Here is a 22,171-nt window from a genome sequence, read left to right as displayed (position 1 = left end):
CGGTCAGGGCTTCCCGAGCTCCAGCGTGGCGTTGTGCAGCGACGAGTACATCGGGTCGGAGGTGAAATCCGGCCGGGTCTCCTCGCCGAGGTAGACGTCGATGTGCCGGTCGCCGCCGAGGCCGGGGGTGAACTCGTCCATGATCCGCCAGGAGGCGGAACGCAGCTTGTCGCAGACGGCCGCGTCGATCGCCGAGCCGTCCTCCGCGGTGCCGCAGCCGGTGATCCGCAGTTCGCGGCCGGCGCCGAGGACGTTCGGGTCCGCGGCGGCGGAGACGAACGGCTCCAGCGGGCGGCCGTGGCTGTCACGGGGTGCGTTGTCCAGCCAGAAACCGGTGTCGTGCGACCAGTTCAGGTAGCGGCCGGCGTGCCGCCCGCTGACGATGCGGCCGGTCCCTTCGGCTTCGACGGCCTGCACGAAACCTTCGGGGTAGCGCCCCAGAGGGTCGTCACCGCGTTCGCAGTCGATCACCAGGCAGCCGGTGACCGGCACGGGGTCGTCGTCGTAGTGCGCTTCGACGGCGGTGTAGTACACGGTCACGTACCACCCGGCGGACGACTCCTTCCCGGCGTCGCCGCGGTCGATGGTGGAGGCCGCGGCGAGGGCCAGCACGACGGCCGCGAGGACGAGAACGAGCCTGTTCCGTTTCGGGCCGCGCCGGTGCCGGCTTGCCATCACACTCGCTCCAGTCGCTGGGTCGGTTCGGCTTCGGCCAGCGGGTGCGGCACCGGCCGGGTCGGTTCGGCGGCGGCCAGGATCCCCGAGGGAATCGGCTGCGTGACACTGGGATCGAGCGTCGCCGGCGGGGTGGCCGGGCGCGGCGCGGGTGCGGGAACCGGGACGGGCAAAGGCAACGGCATCGACGGCATCGGTATCGGCGGCGCGGCCTGGCCGTCTTCGGCGAGCCGTTCGGTCTTGGCCCAGCCGTTGCGCCCGGACAGGAGCCGGAACAGCGCACGCCACGTCGCGATGATGCCCAGCGCCAGGAACCACGGGTAGAGCAGCCCGGCGAACAGGCAGCGGAAGATGTTCTCGTCGCGGAGCCGGATCCAGTAGACCAGCCCCCAGAGCAGGCTCGGCAGCATGGCCAGCCCCACCAGCATCGCGGCCGACGTCGGCAGAGTGTCCACTGTGGCCACCAGTCCGCCGAGGGTGCTTCCGGTGGCCAGCGCCACGGCGGAGGCCGCGACCAGCCCGACCAGCAGCAGCGACATGGGCACGGTCAGCCAGGGCGAGAGCAGGTAGATCAGGAAGTCGGCGAGGCCGACGCCGCTGACGAACCTCGACGTGGTCAGCCTGCGAAGATGCCGGAAGCATTGCAGATTCCCTTGCGCCCACCGGGTTCGCTGGCGCAGCAACCGTTTCACGTCGGTCAACCCCTGCTGGGTGACCCACGCGGATTTCGTGTAGCGCACGCGGATGCCGTCCAGGTGCAGCCGCAGGCCGAGTTCCAGGTCCTCGACCAGGCAGGCCGACCACGGGCCGGGGTGGAACCTGGCGAGGACGGACAGCCGGGTGAACTGGCCGTTGCCGCCAAGGCCGACACTGCCGACCAGGTCACGCAACGACTGCGCGGAGTCCGCGATGGCGCCGAATTCCAGATCCTGGAGCAGCGCCAGCGTTTTGTGCCGGTTGTGGATGCGCACGCGGCATTGCACGGCACCGACTGACTTCTCCGCCATCAGCTCGGCGATCTCGTCGAGCATGCCGTCGCTGCAGCGGCCGTCGCCGTCCACGATCCCGACGATCGTCTGCTCGATCGTGCCTTCCCGGCGCGCGATTTCGAGGATGTAGCGGTACGCCGTGTTGAGGCCCTCGCCCTTGCCCTGCCGGGCCATCGGGAGCTCGCGGCGCAGCACGTGCAGCCGCGGATCCCTGATACCGGCCAGGATCCGCGGCGTCGCGTCGTCGGAGGCGTCGTCCACGACGACGACCCGGACCGGCGTGTACCGGGTACCGGTGGCCAGCGCGTTGCGCACCGTGTTCGCGATGACGCGTTCTTCGTTCAGTGCCGGGATGACGATCCAGAACGGCACCGGATCCGGCGTCCGGCGCACACTGCGTGGTCGTTGCGGCGACCGCCAGGCGAACACCGCCAGGACGAGGTTCTGCAGCGGCCACCAGATCAGGACGCCGACCATGATGGTGGCGATGACGGACAGACTGGTCTCCATTTCGCTACTGCCCCCTTTCCGGCGCGGGCGCGATTCGGACGAGAATCGAGCGAATGGCGAAAAGCAACAGAATGAACGCGGCGAGTGACAGCGGCAGCCAAATCCCGGCGCTCGCGGTGAGCCCCATGGTCGCCGTCGCGCCGACCGCCGGTCCGATCCGGATCACAGACATGTTCTCCCCCAAGAGCTAGAAATGCTCAAATCCTTGTGTGCGAAGGATTGCGCGTGATGCGTCCGGGCCCCCCGGCCGGTCTCGCATCGTCGACTACGACGTGAGGAGCCGCGTCCCGGTTCCCTCGATCGGGTGAGGAAATTCGACGGGAACCGGACAGAACCACTCTGCGTCGCACCGGGCACAGCGCCCCGCACAAAGGATCTTGCGAAGTGCGCGGAGTCGCCGAAAACAATATTCGAACCTTGGGGGAGTAATGGTTTGGAATGAACAAGGAACCCGGCCGCGGGTGTGGCTCGTGATGGGGACCCGGCCGGAGGCGATCAAACTGGCGCCGGTCGCGGAGGCGATCGAACTGGCGGGCCGGATGGAGCCGGTGCTGGTCGCCACCGGGCAGCATCCGACGATGGTCGACCAGGCGCTGGAGACCTTCGGGGCCCGCGCGGACGTCACGTTGCCACTGCACCGCCGCGACGGCGGCCAGCCCGAACTGCTCGGCCAGATGCTGACCGGCCTGGACGAGCTGGCCGAACGCGAACACCCCGCGGTCGTGGTGGTCCAGGGGGACACCACGACCACGCTGGCAGGCACGCTCGCCGCGTTCTGGCGCCGGATCCCGGTGGTACATCTGGAAGCGGGCCTGCGCTCGTTCGATCTGGCCGCGCCCTTCCCGGAAGAGCTGAACCGGCGGCTGGTCACTCAGGCCGCGTCCCTGCACCTGCCGCCGACCCCGGCCGCGGCGGAGAACCTGTCGCGTGAACTCGTCGCCGCGGAGCGGATCCTGGTCACCGGCAACACCTCGGTGGACGCGATCCGCGCCATCGCCGACCGCGGGGCGGTGGACTACCGCGACGAACGGGTCGCCGCCGCCGTGGAGGCGGCCACCCGTGGTGAGCCGCTGGTGCTGGTGACCGCGCACCGCCGCGAATCCTGGGGCGAGCCCCTGCGCCAGGTGCTGCGCGCGGTCGCCGAACTGGTCGCCCGGCATCCCGGTGTACGCGTGGTCCTGCCCGCGCATCCGAATCCGGCCGTCCGCGAACTGGTCGGCGCCGAACTGGGCGGCGTGTCTCGCGTGGTGGTCACCGAGCCGCTGCGCTACGACGAACTCGCCGGCGCGCTCGCGGCGGCCACGCTGGTCCTGTCCGATTCCGGCGGGATCCAAGAGGAGGCGCCGACCTTCGGCGTGCCGGTGCTGGTGTTGCGAGAGGTCACCGAGCGGATGGAGGCCGTGCACGCGGGCTGTGCCCGGTTGGTCGGCACCGACCGCGAGCTGATCGTGCGGACGGCGTCGGAACTCCTCACCGACCCGCGGGCCCGGGCGGCCATGATGAGCAACGGCAACCCGTTCGGCGACGGAAAGGCCGCGTCGCGCACCGAGCTCGCGCTGGCGCGGTTGCTCGGCCTGACCGCCGAGCCGGTGGAGGAATTCGCCGCGCTGCCGGGAGGTGTGCTGGTATGACCGGGAAACGGAAGGGACACCGGCGCCGCCGGACACCCGCCGGGCTGAGGTTCGCGGCGCTGGCCGTCGTCGTCGCGACCGGGCTCGTGACGCTGGTCGTGTACACGCGTCCGGCCAGCGCGATCCTCGCGTCGCCGGCGGCCGCCCCGGTCTCCCTCGGCGACCGGCTGGCGCTGGGCAGCGAGGTCGGCAGCCCCGGGCCCGGCGGGAACCGCGCCCACCGCACGCTCGTGGTCTACGACGCGGGTGAGCGGGACGCGCCGAACCCGCCCGCCGCCGCGGACGAGGCCGGAATGGCCGAGGCGCACGCGATGCAGACCGCGAACCTGGTCTCGCGGGCGGGCAGCTGGACGATGCGCGCCGCGGCCGATTACCGGGCGGGCGAGATCGGCGGATACCAGGCGCTGGTCTACGTCGGCTCGATCAGCGAGGCCGCGCTGCCCGCCGCGCTGCTCGCGGACGTGGCCGCCGCGAAGGTGCCGGTCGTCTGGATGGGCGAGAACATCCATCGCCTGGCGGAACACGACCCCGGTATCACCGCGCGCTGGGGATGGACGCCGGTCGGCCGCACCCCGACCTCGCCGACCGAGGTCCGCTACAAGAACGTTCCGCTGGAACGCAATCCCGAGATCGGCTCGATTCCGTTGGTGCGGCGGGAAAACCCCGCAGTCAACGAAGTGCTCGCGGAGAGCGGGACGGGCGGTGAGCCCACGCCGTGGGCGGTGCGTTCCGGGACCTTCACCTACCTCGCGGAGGCGCCGTTCTCCTACGTCAACGAGGGGGACCGGTACCTCGCCGCCGCCGACATCCTGCTCGGCACGCTCGCTCCGAAGACCGAGGAACGGCACCGCGCGCTCGTGCGGATCGAGGACATCGGGCCGCGCACGGATCCCGGCCAGATCCGCCGGATCGCGGATCTGCTCGGTGGGCAAGGGATTCCGTTCTCACTCGCGGTCTACCCGTACTACGTGGACCCGCACGGCGTCGCGAACGGCGGCAGGCCGACCTTCGCCCGGCTCGTGGACAGTCCGGCCCTGGTCGACGCGCTGCACCACGCGATCCGGCGTGGCGCGACGATGATCATGCACGGCTACAGTCACCAGTTCGAGGAGCTGGCGAACCCCTACGGTGGGGCGAGCTCCGCGGATTACGAGTTCTACACGGCGATCGTGGACGAGAACAACCACGTCGTGGAGACCGGCCCGGTGCCCGGCGATTCCGCGGAATGGTTCCGCGGGCGGATCGCCACCGGGCTCGGCGAGTTCCGCCGGGTCGGGCTGCCGGAGCCGGAAGTGTTCGAGTTCCCGCATTACGGCGGTTCCGCGGTGGACTACAAAGAGGTCAGTTCGCATTTCGCGGCGCGCTACGACCAGGGCAGTTACTTCGCGGGATACTGCCCGCGCGGGGCCTGCGGTTCCACCTCGACCGTGTCGTACCAGACCAAGTACGGTCAGTACTTCCCTTACCCGGTAAGGGATGTCTACGGCGCGGTCGTGATCCCCGAGAACCTGGACCACGTCGCCCCGGAGCCGTTCAACCAGCATCCGGCCCGCCTGCCCGCGGACCTGCTCGCCGACGGCGCGAAGTCCAAAGTGGTCCGTGACAACGTGGCGAGCTTCTTCTTCCACCCGTTCCTGCCGCTGGAGCACCTGAGCACGGTCGTACTCGGCCTGCGGGCGCAGGGATACGAGTTCACCACCGCCAGCGAGGTCGCCCGCGGTTGAGCGTCCGGCCGGCGCCCCCGATCAGGGCGCCGGCCGCCGCTCAGGCACCGGTGACGTGGATGTGGGCGATACTCCCGTCCGCCCAGCGGAAGCCGAGCCGGTGCCCGGCGAAGTCGTAGACGACCGTGGCTTCGCCGTTGGCACGGTTCACCCAGCTGTTCTGCGGAACGGCCCCGTGCGCCCGCACGTAGGCGTCGACGGACCCACGATGCCCGCCGAGGTCGAGCCCGGAGATCAGCCGGTCCGCGGCCGGGCAGACCGCGACGTCGACACCGACCCTCGTCACCAGCCCGTCGAGCGCCTCGAGGTAGACGCCGTCGACGCTCGGCTCGTCGGGGACCAGCTCGCTCCGCCGGACGGTCAAGCCTGGGAAGAGCTCCCGCAGTTCCGCGCACGCCGGGGAATCCTCGGGCCTGCCCAGTGCGGCGCACATCGTCTCGATGACACCGGTCAGCGGCGTCCCGGGAGCGGGAAGCGGATCGTCCGTGGGTTCCTCGGTCTTCAGCGGTGCCGGCCGCGGGTCCCGGCCGCCGAAGCCCGCCACCCGGTCCCAGATCCAGTCCGCCATCGAGTCGGCGACGGGCTCGTCGGGCCGTCCCGCCCGGCGTTTCACCAGCTTTCCGAACGCGACGGCGACCAGGTAGGTCCCGGCGTCGTCGGTCATCACCTGGTCCCAGACCTCCTTCTCCGGCCAATCGGGGTGCGCCGCCTGGTCTGCCTCGATCTCGGCGTTCATGGCGAGGATCTCGGCCGCCGACATCAGGCGGAACGACTCGGTCCAGCCCCAGGTGGCACCGGAGCCGGGCGGCTGGCCGTCGTGCCAGGTGAGCAGCTCCTTCGCGACCATGGAGCCGACCCTTTCGTCGCCGTCGGCCAGATCGCCTGCCGTGGCTCCCGGCCGCAGGCTGTCGCGCAGCTCGGCGGGCATCACCGCGTCCAGCGCGGCCAGTGCGGAGTCCAGGTCGATGCCGAGCTTCAGGTCGCGGATCTGCTGCCACGCCATCTCGAGCGCGCCGGTGCCTTGGATATCCGCCAGGGTGATGTCGTCGCCGCGCGCCTTTTCGACGATCCGCAGCATCGTCCGGGCGGTATCCACCAGTGTCTGCAACAGGTCGTCGGTCGGATCCGTACGCAGCAGCCGAAGACCGAGTTGTTCGGCGTCGTCGAACCGGTACTGCGCCAGGTACGCGTAGCCGAGCAACATGGCGACCCACGAGTCCGCCGCGTTGGCCCGGATGGCCTCCTCGGCCGCGGGAACGAACCGTTCGGGTGGCGCGCAGCTCGCCAGCAGGTACTCCGCGCGTTTCGCCAGCGCTTTGGGGAGGTCGTCCGGCGCCGTCCGCGCGCACAGCTCCACCGCCTCGTCGAGTTGCCGCCACCCGGCCTCGTGCAGCCCGGAACGCGCCTGGGTGTTGCCCAGTTGCATGCGATCGTCCCAGTCCTCGTGGTTCCGGCCCAGCACGGTGCGCGCCCAGCGCAGCGCCTCGTCGTGGTTGTTCTCCGCCGTTTCCAGATGCCGGAGCGCACGAGCCGCCCAGATGAACTGGCTGTCGTGGCGACCGGCCACCCGGAGATAGAGGCGCCGCGCCTCGTCCGCGTCGCCCAGCGACTCACGGTGATAGGCGAGCACCATCGACGCGCTGCTCCGCTCCGGCTGGGCCGCGAGCACCCGCGCCGCCAGCTCGGCGACCCGGGGATGCGTCGGCTGCGCTTCGAGGAGTTCCCAGGCCAGGTCGAGGTCCCGCTCGACGGTGTCGCTCATCGCATGCCCCGCTTGACCCGGTACGCCCGGAGCTGGTCGAAGGTGCCGTCGTCGACGCCGTACTCCAGGACCGGCGCCACCTGGTCGAACCAGGACGTCGTGGACGGGACGATGTCGCCCACCGCGGCCAGCAGCGCGTCGGTGGTGACCGGCACCAGCTCGTTCCTGTTCATCGATTCGATCATCGCCTTCTGCAGCACGGTGGTCGTCAAGTGGCTGAGGTCGGCGCCGGAGAACCCCTCGGTCGCCGCCGCGACGGCCACGGCGTCGACGTCCGCGGCGGGTTTGCCCGCAAGGGCGCCCTGGACGATCGCCGCCCTGGCGACCGCGTCGGGCGGCAGCACCAGCACGGTCTTGTCGATCCGGCCCGGACGGCGCAGCGCGGAGTCGATGTCCCACGGCCGGTTCGTCGCGGCCAGGAAGTAGACGCCGTCGTTCGTGCCCGCCATGCCGTCGAGCTCCTCCAGGAGCTGGGTGACGAGCATCCGCATCGCGTGCGACCCGCCGCCACCGGAGGTACGTCGTCCACCGAGCGCGTCGAACTCGTCGAAGAAGATCACGCACGGTGTCGCCGCGCGGGCGTGGCGGAACACGCTCTGGATCGCTTTCTCGCTCTCGCCGATCCACTTGCTGAGCAGGTCCGCGAGGGTCACGTGGAGGAAGGAGGCGCCGAGATCGCCGGCGATCGCTCTGGCGATGAACGTCTTCCCGCAGCCGGGCGGGCCGTACATCAGCAGCGAACCACCCGGCTTCTGCCCGAACGCGGCCGCCAGCTCAGGGTTGCGCAGCGGAGCGAGGAACGCGGTGTTCAGGTGCTGCTTGACCTCGGCGAGCCCCGCGACGTCGCCCAGCGTCACCTTCGGGCGCTCGGCGTCCCACAGCGACGCCGACACAGCGCCTTCCTGGTGGTCCTCGTCGGCCGGGGCAGGAACCGCCTCGGTGGGCGGCGGGTTCGAGGCGCGCAACCGCGTCGCCATCAGCCGGGCGCGCAGCAGCCGGACCCGCCCCGGATCACCGCCGTGGGCCTCGAACGCCGCCAGTTCGGTGGCGGCGCGTTCCGGCTCCCGCTCCAGCAGAAGCGTGACGAAGTCCTCGCGCAGCGCCAGATTGCCGGGATCGGCTTCCACCTCGCGCGCGATGACCTCGACGAAGCCGTCGTCCGGATCTGCCTTGTCGTCTCTGGTCATGCGGTTCTCTCTCATATGAGCCGTGGCCATGTCCGTCCGGGACAGAAAAGCATCCCTTCGATCGCCGGGGCACCGGGGGTGGTCCCTGTCAGGGGTGAATTGGGGGACGGTCCCTGATGTGCGCCTGCCTCGCCGGATGGATCGTGGCGTGGTGACAGCAAGGACAACGGAAACACCCCAGCCCGTACCGATCGAAACGCTCGACCGCGCGATGTTCTTCGGCGGCAACGCGCCGATGGAAGGCGTGCTGAATTCGCTGGCGATGGAGCCTTTCATCACCGGCGCGCAGCCGCACTCACGAGCCGCCGAAATCACCGAGGTCTCCCCGGAGGCGACGCTGCTGCCGCCGGGAGTCGACGCGGATCTGACGTACGAACTGGACGGGCGGCACTCGCACCTCGCCTTCGGACCTGAATGGACACTCGTCGCGTTGCGGAGACGTGCCGGCGCCGCGACCGTATGCGTGTCCGCCACCTCCGGCGACCTGGCGGACGAGGTGCTCGCGGCCGCTGTCCGGACCGCACGGACCGGGACGCCGGGGGAGTCGGCCGTACCGGTCGGTTTCTGGCACGTGCAAGGCTGCGGTGGCGCCGGGGTTCGTGCGCCCAGGACGATGGATCTGCCGCCGTGGCGGGAGATCCGCGGCAACTACCCGCGCTCGGCGGTGACCGCGCTCGACACGCTCATGACGGTGCGGCCGCAGGACGTCACCGGCAGGCTGGTGCTCCTGCACGGCCCCGCGGGCACCGGCAAGACGACCGCCGTGCGCGCGCTCGCGCACGAATGGCGGGACTGGTGCCAGGTCGACAACGTCCTCGACCCCGAGGTCCTGTTCGCCGATCCGGGTTACCTGACGTCGGTGGTGCTCGGCGAGGAGCGGGCGGACAAGCGGAAATGGCGGCTGCTCATCCTCGAAGACTGTGACGAACTGGTCGGCGCGGACGCGAAACGCGACTCCGGGCAGGCGCTGTCCCGTTTGCTCAACCTGACGGACGGATTGCTCGGTCAAGGCCTGGACATCCTCGTCTGCCTGACCACCAACGAGAACGTCGCGCGGTTGCACCCCGCGGTGGTCCGGCCGGGCCGTTGTCTCGCGGAGATCGAGATCCCCCGGCTGCCGAAGGACGAGGCGGTCACCTGGCTGGGCGCGGGGGCGGGGATCGGCGCGGAGGGCGCCACGCTGGCGGAGCTGTACCGCCTGCGGGCCGCGGTTTAGCCGGGTTCGCCGTTCGCCGGATTCCCGGGGGCCGGGCTGTTAGGGTCCGGCCATGCGAGTGTGGTGGTGTGGCCTGGTCATCGGCGCGATCGCGCTGCTCGGCGCTTGCGGCGCGGGCGGGGTGGGGAAGGGGCAGGTGGTGCCCGCGACGACCACGACGACCCCTACGACTCCGACGACAGGCCTCGTGCAGACCACGACGCGGCCGCCGCAGACCCCGGCGACCACCACGACCCGGACGACGCCGGAGACGACGCGCACGACGACGACCCATCGCACCACGACCCACCGCAAGACGACCGCTAAGCGTCCGACGGCCCCGCGCTACACCGCTCCGCGGAGACGCTGACGGCTCATTGAGTCCGTCGTTCCATTGAGGACAACACGGCGGTTGCTTCGGCCGGGCCCGCCTCGTGCCCACGTCGCGAAAGCCACTTTCGGGACATCAGGCGTCGCGAAAGTGGCTTTCGCGACCCCTTCGGACATCGCCGGGCCCACGTCGCGATCTACCCCTGCCGACGTGTTGCGAAAGCCACTTTCGCAACGTTGAAGGTTGCGAAAGTGGCTTTCGCAACACGCCACCTTCGCCTTGACGACTGGGTCCCTTGTGGACAGTCGCACCATCCGCCCGCATCCAGGACGCCGTCTGCGATCCTTGACGGGTGATGGAGAGCGCGAGCCGCGAGCTGGAGCGGATGCGGGAATCGCCCGATGCCTGGCAGGAAGTGCGCTACGAGCGTGCCAAGGACGGCGACGCGAACGCGGTGCGGCGCGCGAAGGTGTTGTGGGCGCTGCAATACGACCGCCGGCCCGGCGATCTCCCGCTGGTGCGATGGCTGGCAGGCCAGGAGGCGGTGTGCCGTCACGAGGCGCCGTTCCAGGGGCTGAGCGAGGAAGCCGAGCTGGCCGGTTTCCTGCTCGCCGAATACCGGCAGGTCGAGGACGTGTGGCTGCACTGGGAGATCAAGGTGGCGAACTTCGACACCTGGTGTGGTTACGACCAGGAACACCTCTTCGCCGCGGGAGTCCGGCGCACCATCGCCTTCGTCCGCGACAGCGGGCATGCCGACCGTGACGCCGTGCTGGAGCGTCTGCTCGACGAGAAGGGCAGGCCCTGCGTTTCCGAAAAGGACCTGGCGAAGTGGTCGGAGCGCAACCGCTCCCGATTCCCCGCCGATCCGGCCGCCGAGGACCAGCTCACCTGGGTCAGGCGCGCCCAGCTGACCGGCGACCGTGAACTGACCCGTCAGGAGCTGGACCGGTGGGCGGCGGGCCGCGAGCGGGACAAGGAGACCCTGGGCCTGCTCCGCCATTACTTGGCCGGCTTGGGGGCGTTCGCCGAGGCGGCGCGGGCGCAGCGCGAGAGCCTGGCGTTCGCCGGAAACGACTGGGAATCGGCGTCGGCTTGGCGGACCCTCGCCGGACTGGAACGCCAGGCCGGCGACCACCACGCCGCCTGGGAGGCGCTGCGCGAGTGCCGTCGGGCCCTGGACGGCGTGTCCGGGTGGCAGGAGGTGGGGCTGGGCCGGATGTACGTCGAGGAACTGTTCCTGCTGGCCGGTTCCGCGGAGGGCGAGCTCGCCGAGTCGGTGTTCGCCGAGGCGGACCGTCAGGCTCGCGACGTGCCCGGCCTGTCCTTGGTGGTGTTGGAAAGCGCCGCCGAAGCGGCAGGCAAGGTCGGTGACCGGGCCAGAGCCGCGCACTACCGGAAGCTCCGCGACGCCGAGCGACAGCGCATCGACAACGCAATAGGTCGAGCCGGACGGTGAGGCCGATGTGCCGGCGCGGGTGGACCCACGAATCCGCGTCGGCACATCGGCCTCAGCGCACCGTCAGGCGCCGGGCTCCTCCTGGAGGGCACGCACCTCGACCTTGCTGCGCAGCGCACGCGAGGCCTGCTTGGCCCACTCGATCGCGACGTCGTCGTTCTCGGCCTCGATGATCCAAAACCCGCCGAGGTATTCCTTGGCCTCGACGAACGGGCCGGGGGTCAGCACGGGGCTGTCACCGGAGTAGTCCACCGTCGTCGCGGTCGACGGCGGCTGCAGACCACCGGCGGTCACGAACGCGCCCGCCTCCTCGACGGCGGTGTTGAACGCACCCACCGCGGCCATGATCTCCTGAAGCTCCGCCGGGTCCATGTTCTCCATCGTCGGCTCCTCGGCGGAGTCGTGGGGGAGGCTCAGGAAGTACTTCGTCATTGTCGTCTCCTCGTGGTCTGTGTCTGCCGGAAACGCTATGGGCAGGCACCGCGGTGACGCATCGGTCATCGTGACCCATCTCCGGCGACCGATGACCGGCGCAAGCCGTCAGACCAGGCCGGCCAGCCCGGCGCGACCGGTGACGCCGAGTTTCGGGTACGCCTTGTAGAGGTGGTGGCCGACGGTCCGCGGGCTGAGGAAGAGCTGCGCGGCGATCTCCTTGTTCGTGTGACCGGTGGCGGCCAGCCGTACGACCTGCAGCTCCTGCGGGGTCAACAGGGTGAGCGGGCCACTGCGCCGGGGCTCGTCGCCTCGCTCGCCGAAGGCGGCCAGCTCGCCCCGGGCGCGCTCGGCCCAGAGCTCCGCGCCGAGGTCCTCGAACGCGGACACCGCCGCCGCGAGATGGGCGCGGGCCTCGGTGCGGCGGCGCTGGCGGCGCAGCCACTCGCCATAGACCAGCTGGGTCCGGGCACGCTCGTAGGGGCCGCCGTGCAGCTCCTGAAGCCTTAGCGCCTCCGTGTACAGCGCCTCGGCGTCATCGGCCAGCAGTGCCCGGCAACGCAGGGCGAGCGCGGTGGCGACCGGACGGTCGACGTGCTCGGCCCAGTGCCGGAACGTGGCCAGCGGTTCGCGGGCGCGATCCGGCTCGCCGCAGCGCACGGCGGCCTCGACCAGATCCGGCACCGCCCGCATCAGGAGGTCACGGCTCGCGGGTCCCTGGTGCACCTTCTCGAGCCGGTCGATCGCTTCCTTGAACCGCCTGGCGGAAAGGTCGAGCATGCCGAGACCCCAGTCCGCGATCTCGGCGTTGACCCGGTGCCGGGCCCGGGCCCGCGGGAGCACCTCCTCGGCGAGAGCCCGGCAGCGTGGCTCGTCACCCGAGACGGCGTGGAGCCACACCTCCAGCGACCGGTGTGCCAGGCGTTCGGTCGTGTTCCCGAGTTCGGCGGCCACGGACGCGCCTTCCGCCACGCACGCGCGGGCGTCCGCGAACTCACCGCGGAACATCCTCGCCACCGCGAGCACGTTCAGGGTGTACGGGATCCAGCCCAGCGCTCCGGTGGCCCGCACCTGGGCCAGCATGTCCTCGGTACCGGCGGCGACGCCGTCGTCGTCCGCGATCAGGAGCCCGCCGAACCCGGCCGTGACGCGATGCATCAGGTCGTTCCCGCCGCCGCTCGTGGTGGTGTAGAGCTCGCGCATCGGCCCGACGGCCAGCTCCGGGCGTCCGGCGAAGAGCTCAGCCCACCCGAAAAGGGCGGTGACGACCGGTGCCCAGTGCTCCGGCGGGGTGAACCCGCGCATCAGGTCGACCACACGCCGCAGCAGGTCGTGCGCCGCTCCGTGCCGTGCGGCGTGCACGGCCTCGAAGAAGTTGAGCGCGGCGCGCTCCGGGTCGGTGTCGCGCACCAGCTCCGCGGCCCCGATCGCCAGCTCCGCATCGGCCCGCGGGGACGTGCGTTCGTACTCCACGGCGCCGCGTGTGTAGATGGCGTCGGCCCGGACGCCGGTGTCGGTGGTGAGCGAGAGCGCTTCGGCGGCCAGCCTGGCGGCGCGGTCGGCCTTGCCGGCATCGAACGCGGCCTGGCTGGCCAGGGCGATACGCCGGGCCTTCAGCTCCCGGTCGGCGCTGAGCCTGCCGGCGCGGTCGTAGGCGGCGGACACCGCCATCGCGCCGCCTCGGTGCCAGGCGCGCTCCGCCGCGCCTTCGAGTTCGGCGGCCACCGTCTCGTCGGGGGCCGTGGTGGCGGCGGCGAGGTGCCACGCCCGGCGATCGGCGTCGGCCTCCAGCGCGTCGGCGTACGCGCGATGCACCTCGATCCGCCGGTGCAGCGGCGCGTCCTGGTAGGCGGCCGCCCGGACCAGCGGGTGACGGAACGTGATCCGGCTGTCGATCCGGAGCAGCCGGTCGCGCTCGGCGGGCGCCAGATCGCCGGGGGTGCCACCGAGGGCCTCGATCACGTGCAGGATCGTCGCGAGCGGCGCCGCCGTGTCCGCCGCCGCGGCCAGGAGCGCGCGCTGGGTGGCTTCGGGAAGCTCGACGATCTGGCGGCGGAACGTCTCCTGCACGCGGCGGGTCACCGGCAGCGGGCGCACATGTTCGGCCGGGTCGGGCTCGTCGGCGGCGTGTGCCGCGAGCCGCGACGACCCGAGCTCGATGATCGCCAGGGGATTGCCGACGGACTCCGCGAGGACCCGGGCCCGCACCGGTTCGACGAGTTCCGGCGCGTGGTCGTGCAGCAGCCGGGCGGCATCGGCCGCGGCGAGACCGGACAGATCCACGACCTCGATACCGGCGATTTCGAACGGCGCCGACGTCTCGCGCACCGCGAACAGCATCGCGATCGGGTCGGCCACGAAGCGGCGGGCCGCGAACAGCAGCGCCTCCACCGAACCCTGGTCGAGCCATTGCAGATCGTCGACCACGCACAGCAGCGGGGCGTCCTCGGCCAGATCGGCGAGCAACGACAGGGTGCCGGCGGAGATCAGGAACCGGTTGGCCTCGTCCCCCTCGGCCAGTCCGAAAGCGCACCGCAAAGCCGTGGCCTGGGGAGCAGGCAGGGCGTCCAGCCGATCCAGGTGAGGAAACAGAAGTTGGTGCAGGCCGCCGTACGCCAGCTCGGAGTCGGACTCGACGCCCGCCCCGCGGACCACGCGCATACCCTCGGCTTCGGCGATCGACACGGCCTGGTCGAGCAGGACCGATTTCCCGATGCCCGCCGCGCCCCGCAGCGACAGCACTCCGCTACGCGCGTCACGCGCGTTCGTCAGCAGACGCCGGATCCGCGCCAGCTCGACGTCCCTTCCCACCAGCGACATGCGGCCACCCTAGAGGGTCCGGATCCGGCCCCACGGTTTGAAGACCGAGAGCACGGTGGCGAAGGTCAGGATGGCCAGGGCGGTGGCGGCGAGGAACGAGACGAACCAGATGTCCCGCAACGGCTGCTCGCCGGTGGAGAGCTCGGTGATGGGGTCGAGGAAAGCCAGCATCATCGCGCAGGCGACGAGGTTGATGGCCGGTTTCACCGGCTCGGGCCGGGTGTCCTGTCCTGGGCTTGCCCAGGACAGGACTGTGCCACTTTCAGATGCGGGGCGTGGCCGCTGCTGCCGTCACGGTCCAGGGTCAGCTCCGCCCAGACGGTCTCGTACTCGCCTCGGTTGCGTGTTCCGATTCGTGGCTGGTGCGAGAGGAGTCGTCGACCTCGATGAGCAGCCGCTCGCCCTCGTCCCTCAACTCCAGCCGGCAGGCTCGGGGCGCGTCACCGTGCCGGTTGGCGTTGCTGACCAGTTCGCCGGTCACCGGCACCGCGTCGTCGACGGTGAGGCCAGCAGATCGCGGACTCCGGAACGTACGTCCCGGCTCGGGGTCGCTTCCAGGTCGTAGGCCAAGTCGCAGGGCTTCGCCTCATTGCGCGGAAAATCAGGTCGTGTCGACATCCGTCCCACCCGCCTTCGGCGCCAGGTGACGAACTCGGACACATCGCGCAATGAAGAAGAGATACCCGGCCGTTGCAAACCTCGGGCCGAGACTGGCACCCGTCCTGGATTTCGGGACAGGACTCAGGAATCGTCGTCCTCAGAGGACAGTAAACCGGACTTTTCGGCCCGGGCTACCACCTTCTTGACGAACTCGATCGATCCGCAGTCCTGGTCGAGCAACGCGTTGCGGCGCGAGGCCCACGCCGTGCCCAGATCCTGCCGGACCTTCTCACTCACTTCGGTGCGCGCCGGATTGAGAATCGTCTGCTCTTCCTCGCCGATGTGGTGCATCAGCGCCTCGGCCAGCTTCTCGACCGCGTCATCGAACTTCTGGGTGTCGGTGCCCTTGCATTCCAGCAGGTTCAACAGCGCCTGGTTGCCTTCCGCGTGTTCCTCCTCTCCGTGTTCCTGCTCGTGTTCGTCGATGGCGTCCTTGCGCCGCAGGGCGGGATAGACGTCCTGTTCTTCGGCCTCACCGTGGGCGATCAGTGCCGCCGACAGCGCGGCCCGGGCACCTTCACGGTCCGCGGTCGCGTCCCGCAGATCACGGAGGAGCTGTTCGAAGAGGCGGTGATCGTCGAGGATGAGGTCGACGACGTCACCGGCGACAGGGCGGGGAATGGTCACGGCAGTCATATGTCGAGAATTCCCGTGCGGCGGCGGTCCGGCAACTCGAGGCACGGTCGCGGGCATGCCGATTACGTGGTGGCGAGCACTCGGGCTGCGGCGCGCGGACCCGAACGTACTTCCACACGGCGTGGGCGCGAAGCCACACTAAGTCCTCGGGTGCCGCTGTTTCCTTACGTCGTAAGGTTTCCGTGCCAGCGGAAGGGGTCGTCTTCCAGCGCGGAGCGGTCCCAGTTCCCGCGGTTCGCGGCGGCTTCGTAGGTGCTGTGGAGAAATTCGGCGACGGTGCGGTCGGGGTCGGGTGCGGTGCGGGCGGCCTCGTACGGCAGCAGGAACTGCTTGAACTCCGTGCTGAAGTACGCGCCGTCGGGGCCGATCGGCTGATCGGCGAACCCCTCCGGTTCCGGGTAGGCGTAGGAATAGAAGGCGCCTTCCTCACCGCCCCCGGGCCAGAACCCGCAGCTGGACAGTTCGCGGGAGTAGCCCTCGACCATCACCCAGTCGCCGCAGTTGGGCGCTCCTCCGGGATGTGGCGGGGCCGTCCGCCCGGAGAACCGGGTGCAGGCGAGATCCATGGCTCCCCAGAAGAAATGCACGGGACTGACCTTGCCGACGAAATGCGACCGGAACTCGCCGATCACCCGGTTCGCCTGCAACAGCTGGCGCCAGAACAGGGCGGCCGCCTCGCCGTCGTAGGAGGCGTGGGTGTGGTCCTCGGCGAAGGGGATCGCGGGCTCGACCTCGTTGGGGTGCGGCCGGATCGGCGCCTCGATCCCGAGCCGGTCGAGCGTGTCCATGATCCGGGCGTAGAACTCGGCGACCGGCATCGGCCGGAGCGGGAAGCTCCGCGTGCCGCCGTCGCTGCTGCGGACCTCGAGCCGGTGGCCGACGAAGTCGAACTCGATCTCGAAGGCCCCGGAGCGGTAGGGGATGGCCGAGGTCCTCAAACCACGCGGGCTGACATACAGCGTCACCTGCCACCAATGGTTGACCAGGGGAGCGTGCGCCATGCGGATCTTGCCCACGATCTGGGTCCACATGTGCAGGGTCTCGCGGGTGGGGGTCCAGTCCGATACCCGAAGGCTCGGCCAGCTCGTTGTCGCGGGGCTGGTCATCGGTCTCGCTTCCTCTCGGAACTAGGCGGTGGTGGCGGGCGTGTTGAGCAGCTGTGTTTCCCAGTCGAAGGCGACTCCGGTACCGCCTTGGTGCTGCGCGGCGATCTCCACGAGCGCCGGGATGGTCGCTTCGCGAGCCCAGTCGCGCTGCAGCTCGGCCTGGACAGCGACCCAGGTCATCGGCACCACACCCGCCTGGACCATGCGCCGAAAGGCCATGTCGTGCGCTTCGGCCGACACTCCGCCGCAGGCATCGGTCACGACGTAGACGGCGTAGTCGTCGTCGAGGGCCTGGATCGCGGGCATGGCAACGCAGATCTGGTCGATGGTGCGGCTCACCGAGGCGGGCCGGACGGCCATCGTCGCCGCCGCTCCCGCCCACGTCGCCGCTGTCCGGCGATACTTCATCGGGGCGCTCACCGATGCCGAGCTCGATGTCATCGGGCCCGCGCTTGAACGGGTCCTCGACCAGCTTCCGACGACGACGGATGATTCAGGCTCGTTCGATCATCCGGTCGCGAACAGTGCCGAGTTCATCGCTGGTGACGCCGGCGCTGAGCAAGTACCGCTCGACATCGAATCCGTCGAGGGTCGCGATGACGGCCTCTTCGGCCGTGGTGCCCCGATCCGCGAGGGCGGCCTGAATGGACGGTCCTTGGTCGGCGGTTCCCATGGCTGCGAACAGGGCTTTGAGGCCTTCGGCGGACATGATGTAGTCCGCGGCGATCGCCTGGGGTTCGACATCGGCCAGCGCGAGCAACAGAAGAGCGACGAGCCCGGTCCGGTCCCGGCCGGCGCCGCAGTGGAACAGGACACCACCGGGATCTGTGCGGGCGATCGCCTTGATGACGGCCGCGCAACGCTCGGCCTTGCGCTGGAGGAAGACGGGGTAATAGAGCGGGGAGCCGTTGAGCCGCTCACGGTTGACGTGCCGCCAGAACCCGATGTCGTCGATGTCGTCGAGCGGGACTTCGATCCGGTCGACGCCGGCCGGGGTGGCGGGACCTTCCGACGCGGCGGCGAACTGTGCCGAGCCCGCCTGTGCCGTGAGCGGCGTTTCCGTAGGCCGGATCTCGTCCGCGTTGCGGAGGTCGATCACCGTGCGGACACCGCACTCGCGTGCCTGGGCCCAACCCGTCTCCGTGACGAAACGGAGGTCCGCCGCCCTGAAGAACGCTCCATGACGCGTCGTGGCACCGGATTTGGTGGGTAGTCCGCCGAGGTCCCTGGTGTTGAAGAAACCCTCCCAGGCCACCGCTCTGCTCGTGCTCATCGTCCGGGCGCTCCCTCGTCGATCAAGCCGGGTCTGTGCCACTAATCATCGAGGTAGCGGTATCGCTTGTCGCCTGACGAGATGAGCACCTGCCCTTGGTGAATCCGCCACTCACTCATGCCGTCGGCCTCGTGGCTGGCGAAGAACAAGCCTCGGACCAGGTCGTTGTCCGGGTCGGACGCGGGGAGTCGCGCGATGCTTCCGAGCTGGCCGAGTACCCAATCAACCGCTTGTTGCCGGATATCGCCGCCGTAGAAGACGTAGCAGGTCCAGTTGAAGGGTTCGCGGGGCAGGCTCCAGCCGCGTGTGTAGAAGCCGTCGTCGTGCGCCGAGATGATCTCCTGGATGGCGGCGAGTTGCTTCTCCTCGCACTCCAGCCATCCTCTGACCGACACGTAGACGCCCATGGCCTGTCCCCTCGTGCGTGCTCCAGCTACTGAAGTTCGACACGCCGATTCGTGAGGAAAAACGAAAAAACCGCCCGACCTCGGCGAATCTGCCAGGTGGGCGGTGTTTCGTATTGTGGAGCTAAGGGGACTCGAACCCCTGACCCCCTCACTGCCAGTGAGGTGCGCTACCAGCTGCGCCATAGCCCCGGAGCGGTGTTGTTCTCCGCATCTCGTGTGTCCATACATTACACCGCCCTCCAGTGCCGTTCACGTGGGGGTCACTCTATGCACCCCTGACCGCCGTAAATCGCGCTGACCAGCATCTTTGAGTCTTATTTTTAGACGTGTATTGACTCCGCGTGTGACCGCCGTTACGTTTTCGACCATCGTGACGCCGAGGTCCCCGCCCGCTACGCCGCGTCTCCACTGGGCTCCGCCTCAGCTCGCCCTGCCCGAATGACGCGGAGGAGGTCCCGATGAGGGCCAGAGCAGCCCTGGTAGCCCTGTTTTCACTGGTCGGAGCGCTGATGGTGGTGGCTCCGGCGGCGCAGGCGGCCATCGTCCCCGACACCTGGTACACGGTGTCGACCACCGGCGGGAAATGCGTGGACGCGCGCGCCGCCGGAACGGCGAACGGGACGGTCGTCCAGCAGTACGCCTGCAACCAGACCTTTTCCCAGCAGTGGCAGTTCCAGCCCACGTCGGGCGGCTACTACCGGGTCAACACGCGAAACAACCCCGCCCAGGTGTGGGACGTCGCCGACGTGTCGACGGCAGACGGCGGGCTGATCCACCTGTGGGCCTACGGCGGCGGGAACAACCAGCAGTGGCCGCCGGTCGAGGAGTCGGGTGGGACGTATCACTTCGTGAGCCGCAACAGTGGCAAATGCCTGGACATCCCCGGCCTGTCGACCCAGGACGGCACCCAGCTCCAGCAGTACGCCTGCAACGGCACCGGTGCCCAGTCCTTCCGGCTCACTCCGGTCGCCGGCGCCGCGAACCCCGACCTCGGACCGAACGTGCTCGTCTTCGACCCCGGTATGTCGCAGGCGGCGATCCAGTCCCAGGTGAACAGCGTGTTCTCGCAGCAGGAGACCAGTCAGTTCGGCTCGAATCGCAAGGCGTTGCTGTTCAAGCCGGGTTCGTACAACGTCGACGTCAACGTCGGGTTCTACACACAGGTGCTCGGGCTCGGCCTTTCGCCCGACAACGTGACGATCAACGGCGCGGTGCACGCGGAGGCCGACTGGTTCCAGGGCAACGCGACGCAGAACTTCTGGCGTGGAGCGGAAAACCTGTCCGTCAACCCGGCGGGCGGCACCGATCGGTGGGCCGTTTCGCAGGCCGCGCCGTATCGCCGCATGCATGTCCGCGGCAACCTGCAGCTCGACGACGGCGGCTGGTCGAGCGGCGGCTGGATGTCCGACGTGAAGATCGACGGCCAGGTCCGGTCCGGCTCGCAGCAGCAATGGATCTCGCGCAACTCGCAGTTCGGGAGCTGGAGCGGCTCCAACTGGAACATGGTGTTCGCGGGCGTCGGCGGCGCGCCGGCGACCAGTTTCCCGAATCCGCCGTACACCACGGTGAACACGACGCCGGTCGTGCGGGAGAAGCCGTTCCTCTACGTCGACGGCGCGGGCGCGTACCAGGTTTTCGTGCCTGCCAAGCGCACCAACGCCTCCGGCATCACGTGGGGCGCCGGCCAGCCGGGATCCTCGCTGCCGATCAGCCGGTTCTTCATCGCGAAGCCCGGCACGACGGCGGCGCAGCTCAACGCCGCCCTCGCCGAGGGCAAGGACCTCCTGATCACCCCGGGCGTCTACCACCTCGACGAGACGCTCCGCGTCACCCGGCCGGACACCGTCGTGCTCGGCCTCGGCCTGGCGACGCTGATCCCGGACAACGGCATCACCGCGATGACGGTGGCCGACGTCGACGGCGTCAAGATCGCCGGGGTGCTGATCGACGCGGGCACGACGAACTCGAACACGCTCATGGAGGTCGGCCCGGCGAATTCGGCGCAGGACCACGCGGCCAACCCGACTTCGCTGCACGACGTCTTCTTCCGCGTGGGCGGGGCGGGCGTCGGCAAGGCCACGAACAGCCTGGTGGTCAACAGCGACGACGTCATCGGCGACCACCTGTGGATCTGGCGTGCCGACCACGGCAGCGGCGTCGGCTGGAACACCAACACCGCCGACACCGGCCTGATCGTCAACGGCGACGACATCACGATGTACGGCCTGTTCGTCGAGCATTACCAGAAGTACCAGACGATCTGGAACGGCGAGCGCGGCCGCACGTACTTCTACCAGAACGAAATGCCTTACGACCCACCGAATCAGGCCGCCTGGATGAACGGCTCGACGCGGGGTTACGCGGCCTACAAGGTGGCGGGCTCGGTGACGAACCACGAGGCCTACGGGCTCGGAAGTTACTGCTACTTCAACGTGAATCCGAGTGTGGTGGCCGATCGCGCGATCGAGGTCCCGAACAATCCGAACGTCCGGTTCCGCAGCATGGTCGCCGTCTCCCTCGGCGGGAACGGGACCATCGGCCGGGTGATCAACGACCGCGGCGGACCCGCCAACTCGGGATCGACCGTGGCCAACCTGGTCGCCTATCCCTGATGACCCCGGTGCGCGCCGGGATGGCGGTCGCGGCGCGCACCGGCCTTTTCGCCGCGGTGTTGCGAAAGCCACTTTCCCAACGTCGAAGGTTGCGAAAGTGGCTTTCGCAACACCTGTCGGATGCGGCACCGGCCTCACCCCAACGGGTGGCGTGCCGCGCGCTCGCGCACCGGCGCTCCGATACTCGGCGCATGCCTCTCGTCGGTCTCACCGTCGTCGAACCCCGCCTGGCCTGGCCGCTCGCCGCCCTGCGCGGGGTCTTCGCCATACTCTTCGGCGTTCTCGCGTTGATCTGGCCGGGAACGACCGTCCTCGCCCTCGCGATCCTCTACGGCATCTACGCCATCTTCGACGGCATCGGTGGCGTGGTGCAGGCCTTCCGGCCGGGTGACGCCGCCCATCGCGCCGCCTACGGAGTCCTCGGCGCGTTCGGCATCATCGCCGGTGTCCTGGTCCTGATCTGGCCGGGGATCACGGTGCTCGTGCTGGCGCTGCTGGTCGGTTTCTGGGCGATCTTCACCGGCATCATGGAGATCGTCGCGGCGATCCGGCTGCGCAAGCAGATCGAGGGCGAGGCGTTCCTCATCGCGGCGGGCGCGCTTTCGCTGATCGCGGGCATCGTGATCGTGTTCAACCCGATCGCCGGCGCGTACGGGATCGCGCTGCTGGTCGGGATCTACGCCCTGCTGTACGGCGTGATGCTGCTCGTGCTGGCCTTCCGGCTGCGGAAGCTCACCCAAGCCTGAAGGGCTACGGGCTCGG

At 69.7% G+C, this 22,171-nt stretch carries 20 protein-coding genes and 1 tRNA gene; 7 read left to right on the top strand and 14 right to left on the bottom strand.

The genetic code is table 11. The features are described 5' to 3' along the window. Positions 1-3: 3 nt before the first annotated feature. From NQK81_RS15245 to NQK81_RS15235, 3 genes are read right to left on the bottom strand one after another with little or no spacing between them, the layout of a single operon-like run. The gene (locus tag NQK81_RS15245; RefSeq protein WP_257488725.1) at positions 4-675 is read right to left on the bottom strand and encodes an RlpA-like double-psi beta-barrel domain-containing protein; all 672 of its coding nucleotides are present in this window, start codon (positions 673-675) and stop codon (positions 4-6) included. Continuing rightward, positions 675-2,174: a glycosyltransferase family 2 protein gene (locus tag NQK81_RS15240; RefSeq protein ID WP_257488724.1), complete on the bottom strand. Its 1,500-nt coding sequence runs from the start codon at positions 2,172-2,174 to the stop codon at positions 675-677. The genes NQK81_RS15245 and NQK81_RS15240 overlap by 1 nt, the downstream gene beginning before the upstream one ends. Before the next feature lie 4 nt (positions 2,175-2,178). Further along, positions 2,179-2,340 carry a hypothetical protein gene (locus NQK81_RS15235; protein ID WP_257488723.1) on the bottom strand — a complete coding sequence of 54 codons (162 nt, stop codon included), beginning with the start codon at positions 2,338-2,340 and terminating at the stop codon, positions 2,179-2,181. A 262-nt stretch (positions 2,341-2,602) separates the two neighbouring features. Between NQK81_RS15235 and wecB the strand changes: the two genes are divergently transcribed. Then, positions 2,603-3,805 carry a non-hydrolyzing UDP-N-acetylglucosamine 2-epimerase gene (wecB, locus tag NQK81_RS15230; protein WP_257488722.1) on the top strand — a complete coding sequence of 401 codons (1,203 nt, stop codon included), beginning with the start codon at positions 2,603-2,605 and terminating at the stop codon, positions 3,803-3,805. Next, positions 3,802-5,529: a DUF2334 domain-containing protein gene (locus NQK81_RS15225; protein ID WP_257488721.1), complete on the top strand. Its 1,728-nt coding sequence runs from the start codon at positions 3,802-3,804 to the stop codon at positions 5,527-5,529. The genes wecB and NQK81_RS15225 overlap by 4 nt, the downstream gene beginning before the upstream one ends. Before the next feature lie 40 nt (positions 5,530-5,569). Here the strand turns inward: NQK81_RS15225 and NQK81_RS15220 are convergent, their stop codons facing one another. After that, complete coding sequence (locus tag NQK81_RS15220) at positions 5,570-7,291, bottom strand: tetratricopeptide repeat protein (protein ID WP_257488720.1); 1,722 nt, start codon at positions 7,289-7,291, stop codon at positions 5,570-5,572. Then, positions 7,288-8,478 (bottom strand): ATP-binding protein, encoded by a 1,191-nt coding sequence (locus tag NQK81_RS15215; RefSeq protein WP_257488719.1) that lies wholly within the window; start codon positions 8,476-8,478, stop codon positions 7,288-7,290. Before NQK81_RS15215 ends, NQK81_RS15220 begins: the two co-directional genes overlap by 4 nt. A 151-nt stretch (positions 8,479-8,629) precedes the next feature. On the opposite strand from NQK81_RS15215, the gene NQK81_RS15210 reads away from it, so the two are divergent. The 3 genes from NQK81_RS15210 (at position 8,630) to NQK81_RS15200 (ending at position 11,463) form a co-directional block, all read left to right on the top strand. Continuing rightward, the gene (locus NQK81_RS15210) at positions 8,630-9,694 is read left to right on the top strand and encodes a DUF5925 domain-containing protein (protein WP_257488718.1); all 1,065 of its coding nucleotides are present in this window, start codon (positions 8,630-8,632) and stop codon (positions 9,692-9,694) included. Between the two features lie 52 nt (positions 9,695-9,746). Further along, on the top strand, positions 9,747-10,043 hold the full coding sequence (locus tag NQK81_RS15205) for a hypothetical protein (RefSeq protein WP_257488716.1): 297 nt from the start codon (positions 9,747-9,749) through the stop codon (positions 10,041-10,043). Positions 10,044-10,356: 313 nt separating this feature from the next. Next, positions 10,357-11,463: a hypothetical protein gene (locus NQK81_RS15200; protein WP_257488715.1), complete on the top strand. Its 1,107-nt coding sequence runs from the start codon at positions 10,357-10,359 to the stop codon at positions 11,461-11,463. A gap of 63 nt (positions 11,464-11,526) precedes the next feature. On the opposite strand, the gene NQK81_RS15195 is transcribed toward NQK81_RS15200, so the two are convergent. The 9 genes from NQK81_RS15195 to NQK81_RS15155 form a co-directional block, all read right to left on the bottom strand. Beyond that, positions 11,527-11,895, bottom strand: coding sequence for a YciI family protein (locus NQK81_RS15195; RefSeq protein WP_126737700.1), 369 nt, complete (start codon positions 11,893-11,895; stop codon positions 11,527-11,529). A gap of 108 nt (positions 11,896-12,003) precedes the next feature. Next, positions 12,004-14,715 (bottom strand): helix-turn-helix transcriptional regulator, encoded by a 2,712-nt coding sequence (locus NQK81_RS15190; protein ID WP_257488714.1) that lies wholly within the window; start codon positions 14,713-14,715, stop codon positions 12,004-12,006. Positions 14,716-14,724: 9 nt separating this feature from the next. Beyond that, complete coding sequence (locus NQK81_RS15185; protein WP_257488713.1) at positions 14,725-14,922, bottom strand: hypothetical protein; 198 nt, start codon at positions 14,920-14,922, stop codon at positions 14,725-14,727. A gap of 534 nt (positions 14,923-15,456) precedes the next feature. Further along, entirely contained in the window at positions 15,457-16,011 is a 555-nt protein-coding gene (locus NQK81_RS15180; RefSeq protein ID WP_192746200.1) for a hemerythrin domain-containing protein, read from the bottom strand. Between the two features lie 164 nt (positions 16,012-16,175). Then, entirely contained in the window at positions 16,176-17,117 is a 942-nt protein-coding gene (locus NQK81_RS15175) for a DUF5996 family protein (RefSeq protein WP_257488712.1), read from the bottom strand. Between the two features lie 21 nt (positions 17,118-17,138). After that, positions 17,139-17,525, bottom strand: coding sequence for an isochorismatase family protein (locus NQK81_RS15170; protein ID WP_257488711.1), 387 nt, complete (start codon positions 17,523-17,525; stop codon positions 17,139-17,141). 85 nt (positions 17,526-17,610) lie between these two features. Then, on the bottom strand, positions 17,611-18,390 hold the full coding sequence (locus NQK81_RS15165) for a tyrosine-protein phosphatase (RefSeq protein WP_257488710.1): 780 nt from the start codon (positions 18,388-18,390) through the stop codon (positions 17,611-17,613). A 41-nt stretch (positions 18,391-18,431) separates the two neighbouring features. Beyond that, positions 18,432-18,797: a hypothetical protein gene (locus NQK81_RS15160; protein WP_257488709.1), complete on the bottom strand. Its 366-nt coding sequence runs from the start codon at positions 18,795-18,797 to the stop codon at positions 18,432-18,434. 116 nt (positions 18,798-18,913) lie between these two features. Continuing rightward, positions 18,914-18,986: transfer RNA gene (locus tag NQK81_RS15155), tRNA-Ala, on the bottom strand. Positions 18,987-19,255: 269 nt separating this feature from the next. On the opposite strand from NQK81_RS15155, the gene NQK81_RS15150 reads away from it, so the two are divergent. Both NQK81_RS15150 and NQK81_RS15145 read left to right on the top strand, forming a co-directional pair. Then, entirely contained in the window at positions 19,256-21,409 is a 2,154-nt protein-coding gene (locus tag NQK81_RS15150; protein WP_371878872.1) for a pectate lyase-like domain-containing protein, read from the top strand. Between the two features lie 191 nt (positions 21,410-21,600). Further along, complete coding sequence (locus NQK81_RS15145) at positions 21,601-22,155, top strand: HdeD family acid-resistance protein (protein WP_126737158.1); 555 nt, start codon at positions 21,601-21,603, stop codon at positions 22,153-22,155. The last annotated feature ends 16 nt before the right edge of the window (positions 22,156-22,171 follow it).

This window comes from Amycolatopsis roodepoortensis (assembly GCF_024628825.1).
Lineage (GTDB): Bacteria > Actinomycetota > Actinomycetes > Mycobacteriales > Pseudonocardiaceae > Amycolatopsis > Amycolatopsis roodepoortensis.
The sequence above is the reverse complement of the archived record's forward strand: the minus strand, read 5'-3'. Positions and strand labels throughout refer to the sequence as shown.